Below are 14,218 nucleotides of genomic sequence, written 5' to 3'. Positions count from 1 at the left end.
CAGTGTCCATAGCCGGACATATCGAGTCGAACGGACGTCCACCAAGGTGGCGCCTCTCACACTGAAGGTCGCTCAGAAGTTCCAGGCGCGGATGACGCGAACGTCGCGTTCGGTCCCCAGCTTGCACAACGCGCCGGTACTCAGGGCGAGACGGCCGGCAAAAGCTGCCGGCTCGCCGACCCAGCGCGCCCCGAGCACGCGCAGGACGTGGCCGTGGGCGACGAGCGCGACGTCGCCGTCGACGCGCGCGGCTTCCTCGATGACGCGATCGACGCGGGCGCCGACGTCGTCAGGCTGCTCGCCGTTGGGGACGCCGTCGCTCCAGAGGTACCAGCCGGGGCGATCCTGGCGGATCTCGTCGGTGGTGATGCCCTCGTAGTCGCCGTAGTCGTACTCGGCGAGGTCGTCGCGGATCTGGGCCTGGTCGCCCAGGCCGGCCAGCGCGGCGGTCTCGCGGGCGCGCATGAGCGGTGATACGAAGACCGCGGCGAACTGCTGGCCGCCGAGGCGCTGCGGGAGCGTCGCGGCGTGCGCGCGACCCTCGTCGGTCAGCGGGATGTCGGTCCGGCCGGTGTGGCGGCCGGCCTTCGACCACTCGGTCTCGGCGTGGCGGATGAGCCAGATGTCGTGGGGCACGTCGTAAGACGTTAGAGGGGTCGGTTACGACGGCGGCGCGGCCGCGTAGTCGGCCATGACCAACAGCTTGGAGCGGTCCAGCAGCGAGACGGGGATCGCGCGGTCCGGGGCGGCGCCGGCGCGCGCGAGCGCCTCGGACTTGCCCTCGCCCGTGGCCAGCAGGACGATCCGGCGCGACTCGTTGAGCTTGGGCAGCGTCAGCGTGATGCGCTGCGGCGGCGGCTTGGGCGAGTCGGTGATCCCGGCCGCGACGCCGTGGGCGCTCAGCAGCGGGTGGTTGGGGAACAGGCTGGCGGTGTGCCCGTCCGGGCCCATGCCCAAGTGCGTGATGTCGAGGACCGTCGGGCCGAGCTCCTTGGAGTACTCCAGCGCGCCCTCGGCGGGGCCGAGCGTGCCGGGCATCGGATGCCACGTCGCGCCGCGGGCGCGGAGGCGCTCCTTGACCTGGCCGTGGTTTGACTCGGGGTCGTCGTAGGGGACGCAGCGCTCGTCGCCGTACCAGAGGTGCACGTTGGTCCAGTCGTCGAGCTGGGAGTCCAGCAGCTCGTAGCAGCGCATCGGCGTCGAGCCGCCGGCCAGGCAGACGTGGGCGACGCCGCGGGCCTCGCGGGCCTGCTGGATGGACGCGATGAGGTCGCGCGCCGCGTGGCGGGCGAGCGACTCCGGATCGGGCTGGCGGACGAGCTGAAGGGGCATTACTGGGCGGCGAGCTCCTGGTCGGCGCGGATCACGTGCATGACGGCGTTGATCAGCGCGAGATGGGTGAAGGCCTGCGGGAAGTTGCCCAGGTGCCGGCCGGATCGGGGATCGATCTCCTCGGCGTAGAGCAACAGGGGAGAGGCGTACCCGAGCATCTTCTCGCACAGCTCGCGGGCCCTGGCCTTTTCGCCGACCTCGGCCAGCGCGCTGACCAGCCAGAACGAGCAGATCGCGAACGTGCCCTCCTCGCCTTCGAGGCCGTCGTCGGTCTCGTCGGTGCGGTACCTGAGCACCAAGCCCTCTTCCGTCAGCTCCTCGGAGATGGCGTTGACCGTGGCCACGATCCGTGGGTCGTCGGCGGGGAGGAAGCGGACGAGCGGCATCAGCAGGTTGGAGGCATCCAGCGCGGTCGTGCCGTAGTGCTGGACGAAGACGCCGCGCTCGTCGACGCCGTTGGTGCAGACGTCGTCGCGAATCTCGTCGGCGGCGGCCTGCCAGCGCGCGGCCTTCTCGTGGTCCTCGCGCAGGCGGGCGAGGCGGGCGCCGCGGTCGCAGGCGACCCAGCACATGACCTTGCTCGACACGAAGTGCTGAGGCTCGCCGCGGACCTCCCAGATGCCGCGGTCGGGCTGCTTCCAGTTGGCGATGGCCGCCTCGACGAGCCGCGTGAGCAGCGGCCAGACGGTCTCGGGCAGCTCGTCGCGTGAGCGCGTGTGGAGGTAGATCGAGTCCAGCACGGCGCCCCAGACGTCGTGCTGCTTCTGGTCGAACGCGCCGTTGCCGATGCGGACGGGACGGGCGCCCTCATAGCCCTGGAGGTGGTCGAGGGTCTGCTCGTGCAGCTCCCGCTCGCCCCCGATCCCGTACATGATCTGCAGGTCGGAGTCGTTGTCGCGGATCGCGTCGAAGATGAAGTAGAAGAAGTCGTTGGCTTCCCAGTCGAAGCCGAGCGTGTAGAGGCCCCAGAGCGCAAAGGTGGAGTCGCGGATCCACGAGTAGCGGTAGTCCCAGTTGCGCTCGCCTTGGGGCGTCTCGGGGAGGCTGGTCGTCGCCGCTGCCACGATGGCGCCGGTGGGGGAGTAGGAGAGCCCCTTCAGCGTGAGCGCGCTGCGTTGCAGGTAGCCGCGCCACGGGTGGTCGGGGAACTCGCCGCGGGCGAGCCACTCGTGCCAGTAGTCCGCGGTGCGGACGAGGTGGTTGTAGGCCTCGTCGTAGGTCTGGGGCGCGCCGTGGGAGGACCAGGAGAGGGCGACGAAGGCGGTGTCGCCGTCGCGCATCGTGGTGCGGGCGCGGGCACGGTGGCCCTCGAAGCCCAGCCGGAGGTCGGTGGTGAGGTGCAGCTCCAGCTTCGAGCCGGGCGCCTTGGACATCGCGTGGTGGTAGCCGGAGTCCGTGTACTCCCACGACGGGTGTACGCGGCCGTAGTCGTAGACCGGCGAGCACTCGAGGTTCATCTCGACGGAGCCGTTGACGCATCTGAGGGTGCGCAGCAGGACGTGGTCGGCGTCGTAGTCGGTGGGGGAGCGGCGGTGGGAGACCGAGCGCTCGTCCTCGTGGTGCCACGGGCCGACCAGCAGGACGTCGCGGACGATGACCCAGCCGGTCCTGGTGCCCCAGGTCGTCTCCAGGATCATCGTGCCAGGCAGATAGCGGCGACCGGCCGGCACCGTCTGGTCGGTGGGCGAGAGGCGGAACGTGCCCGCGTCGCGGTCGAGGATCGACCCGAACACGGACGGGTCATCCATCCGCGGCAGGCACATCCACTCGACCGCGCCGCTGGGAGCGACGAGGGCCGTGGTCTCGCAGTCCGAGAGGAAGCCGTACTCCGCGATCGGAGGGAACGGGCTGCCTCCGACGGTGACGTCCCCGGTGACGATCTGGCGCATCGTCGGGGCAAGCTACCGCACAACTCGGCGAAAGCCGCCGGGAGTGTGCGATCCGACACAAAGGCGCTCACCAAATCCGGTCCGAGGAATACGGTCGGGCCATATGCAACGGGCCGTCGCGTCGTTCACCCACTACGCAACCCAGATCCCGATCCTCGGCCCCGCGGTCGGCCGGCTGCAGGCCGCGGCGCTGCGCCGCTCGCGCGGCCGCGTCGGCGCTTCCTGGTTCGGCGCGCGCGTCCTGGTCCTGGAGACGATCGGTCGGCGCAGCGGCATCGTGCGGCAGACCGCGCTCATCTACGTCCCGGCGGGAGAGGACGGCGCGATCGCGTTGCTCGGCGCCAACGCCGGCAACGACCACCCGCCGGGCTGGTGGTGGAACCTCACGGCGGCTGAGACGGTTGACGTGCTGGTCGACGGCGAGCGGCGCCGCATGCGCTGGCGCGAAGCGGTCGGCGACGAGCGCTCGCGGTTGTTCGAGGCGTTCGTGGCGGCCTATCCGCCGGCGGGCCACTACGCGGAGTTCACGGATCGGGTGCTGCCGATGGCGGTGCTGACGCCGTAGCCGGATTGACGTTGGGCGAGAGCGCCCGAGGTGAGGATTCGGCCCCGAAGCCTCACGGTTCGCATCTAACCCGCCATATGCGCGGGTTAGATGCGAACCGTCAGGTTTCGCGCGGCGAGGAGGTCGCGTGAACGGAGAGGTCGCGCGGCGAGGGGCTAGCGCAAAAGGCCGTTGGCGCAGGCGAGCGCCGGGCCGTAGGTGCCGTCGCGGAGGAGGGCTTGGCGGATGCCTTCGCCGAGGATGCCGGACTCGCCGCGGGAGGCGCCGAGGATGGTCCAGTCGCGGGTCTCGCCGCGGCGGTTTTGGAAGTGGGCGCGGAGGCCGCCGGGGCCGCGGTCCAACGAATAGGTGCGGCCGGAGGCGGTGGAGATGGTCAGGCCGGCGAGGCCGCGGACCTGGAGGCGGGGGTCGGGCTCCAGGCGCACCTTCACGTCCTGGCGGCGGCCGTGGACCTTGCCCTCCAATACGGTTCCGCTCTGGGAGGCGAAGAGCGGGTCGACGCGCCAGTCCAGTCGCGACGCGAGCCAGCCGACGAGCAGCAACGCGGCGGCGGTGGAATCCGGATGGTGCCTGATGGTGATGCCGTCGATGGTGTTGAGCTCGGGCCGGACGGTGTCGGGATCGAAGGTCGCGGCGAGGCGCTCGCGCCACGGCGTGGAGCGCAGCCAGGCGAGGTCGACGACGTAGACCTGCTCGCTCAGATCCCGCGCGCGGCGCAGCGCGTCGACCGGCTCGGGCTCGTCGACGCTGTCCAGCAGCACGATCTGCGACAGGTCCAGCAGCGAGTCGACCGCCTCGGTGTGCCCGTGCGGCGCCCACACGCAGGTGAGCAGGTCGGTGACGACCAGCGGGTCCACGATGCGGTCGAGGTTCTTGAGGTGCTTCTGGCCGCACTCCACGACGATCGTCTCGCGCAGCAGCCCGATCTCGCCGTCGCGGACCTCGCTCGGCGCCGCGATCGTCGCGACCGCGTCGAGCGTCGTGCGGCGCGGGTCGACCGAGCAGACGATCGTGCGCGACGGGTGGTAGCGCCCGACGCGCCGCAGTCGGTTGGCGATCTCGCCGGAGTACTGCTTGTCCACGACGCAAACGAGGTTCAGCACCCGCGCCGGGACGTAGCCGGCGTTGTCGCGGTGGATCTGCGCCAAGGACGCGCGCAGCGCGGCGTCGATGTCGCCGGGCTTGGTGTCGCGGGCGCGCCAGACGGTGTCGATCGTGGCCATGACTACAACTCGCCTAGATCGCGCGCCAGCGCGCGCCGTCTTCGAGCAGCCTGTCCGCTTCGGCCGGCCCTTGGGTTCCCGCCTCGTACTGCGGCAGCGGGCCGGGCGTCGCCTCCCACTTCTGCACGATCGGGTCGCAGATCTCCCACTGCGCCTCGACCTCGTCGTTGCGCGTGAACAACGTCGCGTCGCCGCGCATCGCGTCGAGGATCAGTCGCTCATAGGCCTCCGGCGACTGCGACATGAACGACGTGCCGTACAAGAACTCCATGTTGACCGGCCGGATGCGCATCCGCGTGCCCGGGATCTTGGCCCCGAGCGACAGCGACACGCCCTCGTTGGGCTGCATGGTCAAGATGAGTTGGTTGGGTCGAACGCCGACCGAGCCCTCCTGCTGGAAGGCGAGGTGCGGCACCGGCTTCAAGGTGATGGCGATCTCGGTGACCTTGCGCGCCAGCGACTTGCCCGTCCGCAGGTAGAACGGCACGCCGGCCCAGCGCCAGTTGTCGATCTCCAGTCGGATCGCCGCGTAGGTCTCGGTGTTCGAGTCCGCCGGCACGCCGTCCTCCTGGAGGTAGCCGCGCACGGTCTCGCCGCCGATCGTGCCCGGCCCGTACTGCGCCCGCACTGCGATGTCGTCGACGGTCTCCGGCGTCGGCTTGATCACCGACCGCAGCACCTTGACCTTCTCGTCGCGGATCTCGTCGGCCTCGAAGTGCACCGGCGGCTCCATCGCCACGTTGCACAGCAACTGGAGCATGTGGTTCTGCACCAGGTCGCGCAGCGCGCCCGCCTGGTCGTAATACCCCGCCCGCGTGCCGATCGTCAGGTCCTCGGCCGCGGTGATCTCCACGCGGTCGATGTAGTTCCGGTTCCAGACGGGCTCGAACAGCCCGTTGGCGAAGCGGAACGCCATGACGTTCTGGACGGTCTCCTTGCCGAGGTAGTGGTCGATGCGGAAGAGCTGCTTCTCCGCGAAGACCGACAGCACGCGCTTGTTGAGGTCCTTGGCCTCTTGCAGCGTCGTCCCGAACGGCTTCTCGATGACCGCCCGGACCTCGGAGCCCTCGTGGCTGTTCAACCCGCTCTTGCCCAGCTCCTCGATGATCACCGGGAAGAACTCCGGCGCCGTCGAGAGGTAGAACACGCGGTTGAGCGGCTGCCCGGCGGCGTCGTCGAACTCCTTCAACAACCCGTCGAGCTGCGTGTAGACCGAGTCGTCGTCGAACGATCCGGACACGTAGCGCATGTTGGACAACAACACGTCCAGCACCTGCTCGCTGGGCTCCCGCCGCGAGAACTGGCGGATCGCCTCCGCCGCATGCTGGGCGAACTCCTCGTGGGACATCTCCGACCGCGAGGACCCGATCAGGTTGAAGCGCTCGGGCAGCGCACCCTCGTGGGCCAGGTTGTAGATCGCCGGCAGCAGCTTGCGACGGGCCAGGTCGCCCGTCGCGCCGAAGATCACCAACGTGGTGGGGTGGACCGGCAGCCGCTCCAGCCCCTCGACCAGCGGGTTGTCCTGCGCGTCCCCGCCGACCTTGATGTCCGTGGTCGCCATCGATCCCTAGCCGTCGGCCCGCCGCTGCACGGCGTGCCCGCCGAACTGGGCCCGCAGCGCGGCGTTGACCTTGGCCGCGAAGTCACCGCGGCCCTGCGTGTTGTAGCGCTCGAACAGCGCCGCCGTGATCACCGGCACGGGGATGCGCTTCTCGACCGCGTCCTCGACCGTCCAGCGGCCCTCGCCGGACTCGGCCACGACCGGCTCCAACGCCTCGAGGTCATTGCCTTCCTGGTCAAACGCGTTGGCGGCCAGCTCGCAGAGCCACGAGCGCACGACCGAGCCGCGCATCCAGAGGTGGGCGATCTTCGCGTTGTCGAGGTCGAACTCCGAGGCGTCGAAGAGCCCGAAGCCCTCCGCGTAGGCCTGCATCATCCCGTACTCGACGCCGTTGTGCACCATCTTGACGTAGTGGCCCGCGCCGGTCGGCCCCATGTGGCCCCAGCCCGGCCCGTGCTCCTCGTCGGGCGGCGGCGCCAGGATGTCGAGGAACGGCTTCAGCCGCTTGATCGCCGGGTTCGGCCCGCCGACCATCATGCAGTAGCCGACCTCCAGGCCCCACACGCCGCCGGAGGTGCCGACGTCGACGTAGTTGATCCCGAGCTTCTTGAGCTCCTTGGCCCGCGCCATGTCGTCGGTCCACTTGGAGTTGCCGCCGTCGACGATCGTGTCGCCCTTGTCCAGCAGCTTGGCGAGCTTGTCGACCGTCTGCTGGGTCGGGTCGCCGGCCGGCACCATGATCCACACGATGCGCGGCGCCTCGAGCTTCTTGACGAGGTCGGCGAGCGACTTCGCCCCGACCGCGCCCTTCTTGCCGGCGGTGGCGATGGCCTTCTCGTCGAAGTCGAAGGCGACGACCTCGTGGTCGGAGTCGCGCTTGATGCGGGCGACCATGTTGCCGCCCATCTTGCCGAGGCCGATGAAGCCGATCTGGGCCATGGGTTAGAGGTTCTCCTTGAGGGTGCGCAGCGCCGTGGTGGGGTCGCCGCGCAGGACGATGCGCTCGGCGGGCAGGCCGTGCTCACGCAGGATGAGCAGGTCGCCGTCCGCCTGGGCGCGCTTGAGGACTTCGAAGGACGATGGATCCCCACCCGGGATCGTCAGGTCGTCGTCGGCCACGTGCAACAGCTGGAGGAAGCGGCCGTCGGGCTTGCCGCCCTTGTGCAGCTGCCCGGTCGAGTGCAGGTAGCGCGGGCCGTAGCCGAAGGTGGTGGCCATGGTCGTGCGGTCGCGGAGCTGCTCGCGCAGCGCCTCGATCTCACCGTCGAACTCCGGCGACGGGGCGACGTAGCCCTGGATCGCGAGGTAGGAGGGCGGGCCGGCGTCGAGGAGGGCGCGCAGCGCGTCGGCGTCCGCCTCGGCGATGTCGGGCGGGGAGCCGAGCGACAGGACCTCCTTGGTCTTGTCCTTCGCGGCCTGCACGTTGGGCTGGTCGAACGGGTTGATCTCCAGGACCCACCCGGCGACCGCGGTCGCGAACTCGAAGAGCACCATGATGCGCCCGAGGTCGTTCGCGCCGTGCGTGGGGATCGTGATGATCAGCTGGCCGGCCTCGGTCAGCCGCGCGATCGCCGCGTCGTTGTCGGGGCCCACACCATGGCCGCCGGCGTCATGCAGGTGCACGAAGACGCGGTCGTTGCCGTAGGCCTCGGGCGCGCCGACCGGCTCATCAGCGACCGGCAGGATGCCCTTGCCGTGCTTGCCCGTGGACTCGGCGATCAGCTGCTCGACCCACAACCCGAAGGACTCGATCGGCGGGTCGACGACGAACGTCAGCTTGTCGCGGCCGGCCAGCGACAGCTCGCCGAGCACGGAGCCCAGCCAGAGGCCGGGGTTGGCGGACGCGTCAGCGGTGCGCAGCGCGGTGCCCAGCTCGACGGCGCTGCCGAGCAACCCCTTCAGGTCGGCCCCCAGCAGCGCCGCCGGGACCAAGCCGAAGTACGACAGCGCGCTGTAGCGGCCGCCGATGTTGGGGTCGTTGACGAACACGCGGCGGAAGCCGCGCTCGCCGCCCAGGGCCTCCAGCGAGGTCCCCGGATCGGTGACGGCCACGAACTGCGAGCCGTTGCCGCCCGTCTTCTCCCAGAAGTAGTGGAAGGCCGACAGCGTCTCGACCGTGCCGCCGGACTTCGACGACACCACGAACAGCGCCTTGGACACGTCGATCTGCGCCTCGACATCGCGCACCGCGTCGGCGTCGGTCGAGTCGAGCACGTGCAGGATGAAGCGGTCGGCGCGTGTGCCGAACGAGCGCCGGAAGACCTCCGGCGCCAGCGACGAGCCGCCCATGCCCAGAACGACGGCCTCGGTCAGGCCGTCGTCGTGCGCGGCGCCCGCGAAGGCCTCCAGGTCGTCGGCCTCAGCCGCCAGGCGATCGTGGATGTCCAGCCAGCCGAGGCGGTTGCTGACCTCCGGCTGGCCGGCCTCGCCCCAGAGCGTGTCGTCGCGATCGAAGATTCGCTTGGCGACGTCCTCGCGCTCGGCGCGCTCCAGCCGGCGCTCGATGGCGCCGGCGTAGAGGTCTGGGATCGACGCGGTGACGCCCGCGCTCTCCGTGGCGCTCACGCGACAGCCTTTCGCTTCTCGTCCAGCGCGTCGAGCAGCTTCTCCATCGGCGTGACGAACGCGTCGACGCCGTCCTTGAGCAGCTTGTCGGTGACGTCGGTCATGTCGATGCCGGCGTCGGCCAGGGCCTTGAGGTCCTCGGTCGGGTCGACCGTGACCTGCGGCTCGGTGACCTCGCTGCTCTCGCGGGCGGCGTCCAGCGTGGCGACCGGCATCGTGTTGACGGTCTCCGGGCCGGCGAGGCCGTCGACATAGAGCACCGGCGAGTACTTGGGGTTCTTGACGCCGGTCGACGCCCACAGCGGCCGCTGGACGTGCGCGCCCTTAGCCGCCAGCGCCGCGAAGCGGTCGGAGTTCTTGATGGCCTTCAAGTACGCCTGGTAGGCGGCGCGGGCGTTGGCCAGGCCGGCCTTGCCCTGAAGCTCGGTGTTGCCAGCCTCCTCGAGGCGCTTGTCGACCTCGGTGTCGACGCGCGAGACGAAGAACGACGCGACCGAGTGGATGCGGGCGACGTCGTGGCCGTTCTCGGCGGCCTGCTCCAGGCCGGAGAGGAAGGCGTCCATCACCTTCTCGTACTGCTCGACCTTGAACAGCAGCGTGACGTTGACGTTGATGCCCTTGGCCAGCGTGGCGGTGATCGCGGGCAGGCCCTCGTCGGTGCCCGGGATCTTGATCATCAGGTTGGGGCGATCGACGCGCTCCCAGTACTCCTGGGCCTGGGCGATCGTCTTGTCGGTGTCGAACGCCAGGTCGGGATCGACCTCCAGCGAGACGTAGCCGTCGACGCCGTCGGTGGAGTCGTAGACGCCGCGCAGGACGTCGGCGGCGCCCTGGACGTCCTGGATGGCGATCGCCTGGTAGATCGACCGCGCGTCCTGCGACGCCAGCGAGGAGATCTGGTCGTCGTACTCCTCAGAGCCCAGGATCGCCTTCTCGAAGATCGCGGGGTTGGAGGTCATCCCCTGAAGGGAGTCCTCCTCGATGAGCCGGGCCAGCTCACCGCCTTCGACGAGCTTGCGCTCGATCTGGTCCAGCCAGATGCTCGTGCCCAGCGCGGTGAGTCGCGCGAGGCGCTCGTTGACGGATGCTGCGTTGCTCATGTGGTTGCCTCCTGGTTTCTTCTCTGTCTCGATCCTACGACCGTGTTAGCAGGGGCAACCGGTCAATTCACGAGTTGAGCACTTCTTGACCAGCCAATAGGGCTGCTCCGCGCACGCCGGCGCGTGGTCCGTAACGGGCCAGGCGGATCTCCGTTCGTGTGCCCACGCCCGGAAGGACGAAGCGGCGCGCGACCTGGCGCGCGGGCTCGAGCAGCAGCTCGCCGGCGGCGCTGACGCCGCCTCCGATGACGACCTGCTCTGGATCGAACACGTTGATGGCATTGGCGATGCCGACGCCGAGGCGCTCACCGAGGATGTGCACGGCCTCCAGTGCAGAGGCATCCCCGGCGCGGGCCGCGGTCACCACGGCGGGTCCGTCGGTGAACCCGCGCTCGCGGCCCAGCGCGTCCAGCGCGCGGCCCGCCGCCAGGCGCTCCAGCGACCCGGGTTGCGGCGCCTCGTCGGAGTGCGGCGGCTCGCCCGCGGACAGGTCGGCGCCGATGAGCTGGTGGCCGAGCTCGGCCGCGCCGCCCGTCGCGCCGCGGTAGATCCGGCCGCCGATGACGATCCCGCCGCCGACGCCGGTGCCGATCGTGAACAGCACGAGCGACTGGGCGATCTGGTGCAGGTCGTCGTCGTGGGCCTCGGCCAGCGCGGCGACCGTCGCGTCGTTGTCCACGAAGACGGGCATCTGGAGGCGCTCGGTGAGCAGGCGGCGCAGGGGAACGTCCTGGAGCGGGACGTTGACCGAGTGGCGCGCGGTGCCGGTCGCGAAGTCGACGACCGACGGCACGCCGATGCCGACCGCGTCGGCCGGGCCGGCCGCCTCGATCAGCGTCGAGAGCTGGTCCACGAGCGCGTCGCTGCTGCTCAGCTCGGTCGGCTGGAGGGTTGGCTCGCTGAGGTCGTGGCCGTCCAGCACCGCGACCGAGACCTTGGTCCCGCCGACATCGACCCCGATGAATCGCTGCGTCATCTCAGACCTAGACTATTGTCGCGACGGATGCCGTCCCGCGTGCCCAGCGACGACGAGAGCCTGGTCGAGCGCGCACGTGACGGCGACGAGGAGGCCTTCGCCGCGCTCGTCCGGCGCTATACGCCGATGTTGATGCGGTTGGCGCGCATGTACGTGCCGACCGACGCGCTCGCCGAGGACGTCGTCCAGGAGACATGGGTCGCGGTCGTGCGCGGGCTGGAGCGCTTCGAGGGACGGTCGTCGTTCAAGACCTGGCTGTTCCGGATCCTCGTCAACCGCGCCAAGACGCGCGGCGTGCGCGAGCACCGCTCGATCCCGTTCGCGTCGGTCGCCGGCAGCGCATCGGAAGAGGACGGCGAGGGCCCGACGGTCGATCCGGCGCGGTTCACGTCCGAGGGCGCGTGGACGAGCGCGCCGCCCGACTGGCACGACGACCCGGAGCTGTCGCTGGAGTCCGACGAGGCGCTGCGGATCGCGCGCGAGGCGATCGACCAGCTGCCCGAGCGCCAGAAGATCGTCATCACGCTGCGCGACCTCGAAGGGCTGTCGTCGGACGAGGTGCGCAACGTTCTCGACGTCAGCGAGACCAACCAACGCGTCCTGCTGCACCGGGCGCGCACCAAAGTGCGCCAGGCGCTGGAGGACTGGATCGCCGCATGAGCTCTGTCCCGACCCCCATCCCATGCCGTGAAGTCGTCGAGCTCGTCACCGAGTACGTCGAAGGCACGCTGGACGCCGAGCGCCGCGTGGCCTTCGAGGCGCACCTGTCCTGCTGTGACTGGTGCGGTGCCTACTTGCGCCAGATCCGCATCACACTGCGCGTCGTTGGAGACCTTCCGCCGGAGGCCGTGGACCCCGCCGTCGAGCGCGGGCTCCTGGACCTGTACCGAGAGCTGAGGAAGGACGCCGAGGGTTGAGCGAGGTTGTCGAGGTCGACGTGGTGGTGCTGGGCGCCGGGCCGGCGGGCGAGGTGATCGCCGGGCGGCTGGGCGAGCATGACGACGTCGAGGTCGCGATCGTCGAGGACCGGCTGGTCGGCGGCGAGTGCTCGTTCTGGGCGTGCATGCCGTCCAAGGCGCTGCTGCGTCCGGCGCAGGCGCTGGCCGAGGTACGGCGCGTGCCGGGCGCGGCGGAGGCGGTGACCGGCGAGCTGGACGTGGAGGCCGCGCTGGCGCGCCGGACCGAGGTCGTGCACGGCTGGGACGACTCGTCGCAGCTGCCGTGGCTGGAGTCGCGCGGGATCAAGCTGTTCCGCGGGCACGGGCACCTGGCCGGTGAGCGCGTCGTCCACGTCGGCGACCTGGAGCTGCGGGCGCGGCGCGCGGTCGTCGTCGCGGTCGGGACCGCGCCGAAGATCCCGCCGATCGACGGTCTGGCCGACGCGGAGCCGTGGACCAACCGCGACGCGTCGCAGGTCCGCGAGGTGCCGGGGTCGCTGGTCGTGATCGGCGGCGGACCGGTCGGCGCGGAGCTGGCGCAGGCGTTCGCGACGCTCGGCGCCGACGTGACGCTGCTGGAGCGCGAGTCGCACATCCTCGGGCGCGACGAGCCGTTCGCCGCTGCGCTGGTGCAGGAGGGGCTGACGCGCGCCGGCGTCAACGTGCTGCTGGACGTGGTCGCCGAGAACGTCGAGCGTGGCGGCGACGGGCGCGTGACCGTGACGACCTCGACGCACGGCGTGATCGAGGCGGACGAGTTGTTGGTGGCGTCGGGGCGGGTGCCGCTGACCGGCGACATCGGGCTGGACGCGATCGGGCTGGGGGAGATCGCGGGCGAGTCGATCGAGGTCGGCGACGACCTGCGCGTCGAGGGCCACGAGTGGCTGTACGTCGTCGGCGACGCCAACGGCAAGTCGCTGCTCACCCACGAGGGCAAGTACCAGGCGCGCGCCGCCGCCGACCAGATCCTCGGCCACGCCGACGCGCGCATCCGCGACCGCACCGGACCACCGCCGCGCGTGACGTTCACCGAGCCGCAGGTCGCGGGTGTCGGGCACACGCTGGACTCCGCGATCGCCGCCGGGCTGCGCGTACGCGCCGTCGACGTCGGCACCGATGCCACCGCGGGCGCGTCGTTCCACGGCAGGGGCGCGGGCGGGACGTCGCGGATCGTCGTCGACGAGGACCGCCGCGTGATCGTCGGCGCGACGTTCGTCGGGCCCGACGTCGCCGAGTGGCTGCACGCCGCGACGATCGCGGTGGTGGCCGAGGTCCCGATCGACACGCTGTGGCACGCGATCCCCGCGTTCCCGACGCGGTCCGAGGTCTGGCTGAAGTTGTTGGAGGCGTACGGGCTGTAGGGTCCGGCGCCCCCACATGAAGATCGCCTTCCTGGTCCCCGCCTACAACGAGGCCGCGACGATCCGGGACGTGCTGGAGCGCATCGACGCGCTCGGGCTCGACCGGCAGATCGTGGTCGTCGACGACGGCTCGCGCGACGAGACCGCGGCGATCGTTCGCGCCTACGCGGCCGAGCACGACGGCGTGCTGTTGCTGGAGAAGCCCAACGGCGGCAAGGGATCGGCGCTGCGACACGGGATCCCGCACCTGGACGGCGACGTCGTCGTGATCCAGGACGCCGACATGGAGTACGACCCGGCCGAGATCCCGCAGCTGGTCGCGCCGATCGAGGCCGGCGTCGCCGACGTCGTCTACGGCTCGCGCCTGAGCGGCGGCCGCGCCCAGCGCGCCTACTTGTTCTGGCACATGGTCGGCAACCGCTTCTTGTCGCTGTTGACCGGCCTGTTGTTCAACACCACGTTGAGCGACATGGAGACCGGCTACAAGGCCTTCCGCACCGAGATCCTCAAGTCATTGCCCTTGACCGAGGATGAGTTCGGCATCGAGCCGGAGATCACCGGTTGGATCTGCCGGCGCCATCTGCGCATCTACGAGGTCCCGATCTCCTACTACGGGCGGACCTACGACGAGGGCAAGAACATCACGTGGCGTGATGGCTTCCGCGCGGTCTGGGTGCTGCTGCGCGTGCGCATCGCCCGGGGCTGATC

Annotated in this window: 14 protein-coding genes; 5 read left to right on the top strand and 9 right to left on the bottom strand. The window is 70.4% G+C overall.

The genetic code is table 11. The features are described 5' to 3' along the window. Positions 1-72: 72 nt before the first annotated feature. From ACT01A_RS09240 to ACT01A_RS09230, 3 genes are read right to left on the bottom strand one after another with little or no spacing between them, the layout of a single operon-like run. On the bottom strand, positions 73-636 hold the full coding sequence (locus tag ACT01A_RS09240) for a histidine phosphatase family protein (protein ID WP_445151953.1): 564 nt from the start codon (positions 634-636) through the stop codon (positions 73-75). Between the two features lie 24 nt (positions 637-660). Continuing rightward, on the bottom strand, positions 661-1,332 hold the full coding sequence (gene pgl / locus ACT01A_RS09235) for a 6-phosphogluconolactonase (RefSeq protein ID WP_445151952.1): 672 nt from the start codon (positions 1,330-1,332) through the stop codon (positions 661-663). Then, positions 1,332-3,221 carry a glycoside hydrolase family 15 protein gene (locus ACT01A_RS09230; RefSeq protein ID WP_445151951.1) on the bottom strand — a complete coding sequence of 630 codons (1,890 nt, stop codon included), beginning with the start codon at positions 3,219-3,221 and terminating at the stop codon, positions 1,332-1,334. Before ACT01A_RS09230 ends, pgl begins: the two co-directional genes overlap by 1 nt. Positions 3,222-3,324: 103 nt before the next feature. Between ACT01A_RS09230 and ACT01A_RS09225 the strand changes: the two genes are divergently transcribed. After that, a complete protein-coding gene (locus ACT01A_RS09225; protein WP_445151950.1) occupies positions 3,325-3,786 on the top strand; it encodes a nitroreductase/quinone reductase family protein in 462 nt (153 codons plus the stop codon). A gap of 155 nt (positions 3,787-3,941) precedes the next feature. Here ACT01A_RS09225 and ACT01A_RS09220 read toward each other — a convergent pair whose 3' ends face one another. From ACT01A_RS09220 to ACT01A_RS09195, 6 genes are all read right to left on the bottom strand, one after another. Beyond that, positions 3,942-5,009: a glucose-6-phosphate dehydrogenase assembly protein OpcA gene (locus ACT01A_RS09220; protein ID WP_445151949.1), complete on the bottom strand. Its 1,068-nt coding sequence runs from the start codon at positions 5,007-5,009 to the stop codon at positions 3,942-3,944. Positions 5,010-5,022: 13 nt separating this feature from the next. After that, positions 5,023-6,570 carry a glucose-6-phosphate dehydrogenase gene (gene zwf / locus ACT01A_RS09215; protein ID WP_445151948.1) on the bottom strand — a complete coding sequence of 516 codons (1,548 nt, stop codon included), beginning with the start codon at positions 6,568-6,570 and terminating at the stop codon, positions 5,023-5,025. 6 nt (positions 6,571-6,576) lie between these two features. Next, positions 6,577-7,509, bottom strand: coding sequence for a phosphogluconate dehydrogenase (NAD(+)-dependent, decarboxylating) (gene gnd / locus ACT01A_RS09210; protein WP_445151947.1), 933 nt, complete (start codon positions 7,507-7,509; stop codon positions 6,577-6,579). A 3-nt stretch (positions 7,510-7,512) separates the two neighbouring features. Further along, positions 7,513-9,135 (bottom strand): glucose-6-phosphate isomerase, encoded by a 1,623-nt coding sequence (locus ACT01A_RS09205; protein WP_445151946.1) that lies wholly within the window; start codon positions 9,133-9,135, stop codon positions 7,513-7,515. Next, positions 9,132-10,235, bottom strand: a complete 1,104-nt coding sequence (gene tal / locus ACT01A_RS09200) for a transaldolase (protein WP_445151945.1) — start codon at positions 10,233-10,235, stop codon at positions 9,132-9,134. Before tal ends, ACT01A_RS09205 begins: the two co-directional genes overlap by 4 nt. Before the next feature lie 67 nt (positions 10,236-10,302). Next, a complete protein-coding gene (locus tag ACT01A_RS09195; RefSeq protein ID WP_445151944.1) occupies positions 10,303-11,211 on the bottom strand; it encodes an ROK family protein in 909 nt (302 codons plus the stop codon). A gap of 27 nt (positions 11,212-11,238) precedes the next feature. On the opposite strand from ACT01A_RS09195, the gene ACT01A_RS09190 reads away from it, so the two are divergent. The 4 genes from ACT01A_RS09190 to ACT01A_RS09175 are packed head-to-tail and all read left to right on the top strand — an operon-like array spanning position 11,239 to position 14,216. Next, the gene (locus tag ACT01A_RS09190; RefSeq protein ID WP_445151943.1) at positions 11,239-11,871 is read left to right on the top strand and encodes an RNA polymerase sigma factor; all 633 of its coding nucleotides are present in this window, start codon (positions 11,239-11,241) and stop codon (positions 11,869-11,871) included. Beyond that, positions 11,868-12,128 carry an anti-sigma factor family protein gene (locus ACT01A_RS09185; protein WP_445151942.1) on the top strand — a complete coding sequence of 87 codons (261 nt, stop codon included), beginning with the start codon at positions 11,868-11,870 and terminating at the stop codon, positions 12,126-12,128. The genes ACT01A_RS09190 and ACT01A_RS09185 overlap by 4 nt, the downstream gene beginning before the upstream one ends. After that, on the top strand, positions 12,125-13,510 hold the full coding sequence (locus ACT01A_RS09180) for a dihydrolipoyl dehydrogenase family protein (protein WP_445151941.1): 1,386 nt from the start codon (positions 12,125-12,127) through the stop codon (positions 13,508-13,510). The genes ACT01A_RS09185 and ACT01A_RS09180 overlap by 4 nt, the downstream gene beginning before the upstream one ends. 16 nt (positions 13,511-13,526) lie before the next feature. Next, complete coding sequence (locus ACT01A_RS09175) at positions 13,527-14,216, top strand: glycosyltransferase family 2 protein (protein WP_445151940.1); 690 nt, start codon at positions 13,527-13,529, stop codon at positions 14,214-14,216. Positions 14,217-14,218: the final 2 nt, after the last annotated feature.

The sequence above is a fragment of the Baekduia sp. Peel2402 genome, assembly GCF_052567285.1.
Note: the sequence above shows the minus strand (reverse complement) of the source record. Positions and strands in the feature narration are given on the sequence as shown.

Coding starts and splice junctions, on each gene's coding strand:
- pgl (WP_445151952.1), bottom strand. CDS start 1,332: ATGCCCCTTCAGCTCGTCCGCCAGCCCGATCCGGAGTCGCTCGCCCGC.
- gnd (WP_445151947.1), bottom strand. CDS start 7,509: ATGGCCCAGATCGGCTTCATCGGCCTCGGCAAGATGGGCGGCAACATG.
- ACT01A_RS09175 (WP_445151940.1), top strand. CDS start 13,527: ATGAAGATCGCCTTCCTGGTCCCCGCCTACAACGAGGCCGCGACGATC.
- ACT01A_RS09190 (WP_445151943.1), top strand. CDS start 11,239: ATGCCGTCCCGCGTGCCCAGCGACGACGAGAGCCTGGTCGAGCGCGCA.
- ACT01A_RS09225 (WP_445151950.1), top strand. CDS start 3,325: ATGCAACGGGCCGTCGCGTCGTTCACCCACTACGCAACCCAGATCCCG.
- ACT01A_RS09220 (WP_445151949.1), bottom strand. CDS start 5,009: ATGGCCACGATCGACACCGTCTGGCGCGCCCGCGACACCAAGCCCGGC.
- ACT01A_RS09230 (WP_445151951.1), bottom strand. CDS start 3,221: ATGCGCCAGATCGTCACCGGGGACGTCACCGTCGGAGGCAGCCCGTTC.
- ACT01A_RS09185 (WP_445151942.1), top strand. CDS start 11,868: ATGAGCTCTGTCCCGACCCCCATCCCATGCCGTGAAGTCGTCGAGCTC.
- zwf (WP_445151948.1), bottom strand. CDS start 6,570: ATGGCGACCACGGACATCAAGGTCGGCGGGGACGCGCAGGACAACCCG.
- ACT01A_RS09195 (WP_445151944.1), bottom strand. CDS start 11,211: ATGACGCAGCGATTCATCGGGGTCGATGTCGGCGGGACCAAGGTCTCG.
- tal (WP_445151945.1), bottom strand. CDS start 10,235: ATGAGCAACGCAGCATCCGTCAACGAGCGCCTCGCGCGACTCACCGCG.